General features: G+C 61.0%; 2 protein-coding genes. Both read right to left on the bottom strand.

Translation table 11 applies throughout. From position 1 onward, the window contains the following. Window positions 1-66 precede the first annotated feature (66 nt). A complete protein-coding gene (gene istB / locus BSIN_RS00830; protein WP_011881749.1) occupies window positions 67-840 on the bottom strand; it encodes an IS21-like element ISBcen13 family helper ATPase IstB in 774 nt (257 codons plus the stop codon). After that, on the bottom strand, window positions 837-1,865 hold the full coding sequence (gene istA, locus BSIN_RS00825) for an IS21 family transposase (RefSeq protein WP_041494180.1): 1,029 nt from the start codon (window positions 1,863-1,865) through the stop codon (window positions 837-839). The genes istB and istA overlap by 4 nt, the downstream gene beginning before the upstream one ends. Between the last annotated feature and the right edge of the window lie 92 nt (window positions 1,866-1,957).

The following is a 1,957-nucleotide window of genomic DNA, read 5'->3' as shown; positions in this document are numbered from 1 at the left end:
TGTCAAACGCATTTGAAATCTGAGCCACTTCGCGCCTGATCGCGCAAAGTAAAACTGAGCCAGTCGTTACTTCTTCGATGTCGGGACGTGCCCGGCTTTGCGTTGCTGTTTCAGTCTGTAGCTGTCTCCTTTGATCTGGATGATGTGGGCATGGTGGAGGATGCGGTCGAGCATCGCTGCAGTGAGGGTGGTGTTGCCGCCGAAGGTTTCGTCCCACTGCGCAAACGGCAGGTTGCTGGTCAGGATCATCGAGCCACGCTCGTAGCGCTTGGCGACGATCTGGAAGAAGTGACTGGCCTGATCGCCCGAGAGCGGTAGATAGCCGATCTCATCGACGATGAGCAGCCTCGGGCCGAGAATGTTGTGCCGAAGAACGGCGTCGTATCGCTCCTGTCGGCGTGCAGCCTCGAGCTGTAACATCAGATCCGCCGCCGTGATGAACTTCGTCTTGATGCCGGCCTGCGTCGCTGCATATCCGATGGCGATCGCGAGGTGCGTCTTGCCCACGCCCGACGGACCAAGCAACACGGCGTTCTCGCCTCGCTCGATGAAGCGTAGCGTGGCAAGCTCGTCGATTGCCTCGCGTGGGACCCCGACGGCGAAGCTGTAGTCGTAGTCATCCAGTGTCTTGATGGCGGGAAACCCGGCCATGCGCACCAGTGTTTGCCGCGAACGAACTTGCCTCGTCTCTCGTTCGTGCGCGAGCGCGTTCTCGAGGAAGTCGAGGAAACTCCATTGCTTGGCCGCCGCGTCGCTGGCCAGAGCGACGTATCGGTGCATGAGTCCCTCGAGCTTCAGGCTTTGGCAGTGCCCGTCGATGCGTTCCTGCTGCAAGTTCATGCGCGCACCTCGGTCAGTAATTGCTGGTAGACGGACAACGGGTGCTGGATCGACATCGCGGGATCAACGCGCGGCCGAGCGACGGCGCGAGCCGGCAATCGGGGCAATGTGTAGCCAGGCATATCGAGCAAGCAAGCCCGTTCTCGTTGCTCCAACAGAATCGCGGGTGCCTGCCCGGTAACCGGATGCACGCGCTGGTTGGCCACGTCGCGCAGCCATTTACTCACCTCGACGTTCGCAGTCGCGGCATCGAGCATCAAGCCGGATTGTTTAAGCTGGCTTGCCAGCGGCACATAGAAATTGCCGCGCAGATAGCGGTGGAATCGCTCGACCTTGCCCTTGGTCTGCGCGCGGTACGGTTGGCACAATCTGGGCAGGAAGCCGTACCGCTTGGCCAGATCGAGCAGGCCGGCGTGCCAGCGATGTTGGCCGTCGCCATAAGCATCGCGTTCGACAACGATGGTCTTGGCGTTGTCGTAAAGGATCTCGCGAGGAATGCCACCCAAGGCTTCGAACAGCGCATGATGACAGGCAACCAGCGTCTCGGCGCGTTCATCGGTGGTGAAGTGTGCCCAGCGCCAACGACTGAAGCCGAGCGTGGCGGTGAAGGCGTAAAGCGGGTCGGTGCCTCGTCGGAAGACAACGAAATCGCACTGCATCTGCCGACCGGGCTCGGTCTCGAACCTTACGACTGGATCGGGCTTCGGCATGGGCTTATGCGTGTTCATGAAAGCCTGCAGGCTTCGCAGTTGGCCCTCGTAGCCGCGCGCCCGCAACTCGCGCAGCAGCGCCGGCGCTGCGATGATCTCCGGTGCTGCGGCCCTCATGCGCTCGATGATGTACGCCTCGAAGGCTCCGAGCTTGGTTGGCCGCGGTTCACGCGGCTTGTAGCGCGGCACTTCCTCAGCCGACAGGTACCGCGCCACCGTGTTGCGAGAAATGCCCAGGCGCCGCGCGATCTCGCGCTCCGATACGCCTTGGGCTTTGAGCACATGGATTTGCATCCACTGTTCCTTCTGGAGCATCGCCAGCCTTTGCGCGCAAAAGGCTGACTGTACTGAAAGGTGGCTTAGATTTACTTCGCGCGAAGTGGCTCATTATTACTTTGCGCCCAACA

The organism is Burkholderia singularis (assembly GCF_900176645.1).
Lineage (GTDB): Bacteria > Pseudomonadota > Gammaproteobacteria > Burkholderiales > Burkholderiaceae > Burkholderia > Burkholderia singularis.
The sequence above is the reverse complement of the archived record's forward strand: the minus strand, read 5'-3'. Positions and strand labels throughout refer to the sequence as shown.

Coding starts and splice junctions, on each gene's coding strand:
- istB (WP_011881749.1), bottom strand. CDS start 840: ATGAACTTGCAGCAGGAACGCATCGACGGGCACTGCCAAAGCCTGAAG.
- istA (WP_041494180.1), bottom strand. CDS start 1,865: ATGCTCCAGAAGGAACAGTGGATGCAAATCCATGTGCTCAAAGCCCAA.